Origin of the sequence: Limnospira sp. PMC 1279.21, from assembly GCF_032349615.1 — a bacterium.
Classification (GTDB): Bacteria; Cyanobacteriota; Cyanobacteriia; order Cyanobacteriales; family Microcoleaceae; genus Limnospira; species Limnospira fusiformis.
Genome location: NZ_JARPLU010000582.1, coordinates 1 through 324 on the forward strand (window position 1 = coordinate 1; position 324 = coordinate 324).

General features: G+C 36.1%; 1 protein-coding gene. It reads right to left on the reverse strand.

Going from position 1 to position 324, the window contains the following annotated elements; genetic code table 11:
- On the reverse strand, positions 1–321 hold a 321-nt coding region (locus P5683_RS26060; protein ID WP_396442941.1), incomplete at its 3' end, for a putative transposase.
- Positions 322–324: the final 3 nt, after the last annotated feature.

Genomic DNA, 324 nt, shown 5'->3' on the forward strand with positions numbered 1-324 from the left:
TGGGCTTGAGAGAGAATGTAAAGTTACCTTGATTGTTTTGTTTTCATAATCTGGATAGATATCAGCTGGTGTAGTAAAGATTTCCTTGATGAGTGTCCTTCCATCCTTATCGTTGTTGACATAGTATGGTTTTATAAGGTTGACCAATGTTGTTTCAGCTCTGTAAGCGATCATTTTTATGATATTTATGAGCAGTTTGCTTTCTTTTTTCAATCGGTTATATTGTTTGTTCTCACCACTCATGTCTTTGACGGCAATACGGGAGGTAAAGGTACTTCTGTGTTTGAGGAGTTGCTCAATTTGTTGCTCATAGTCTGTAATTTA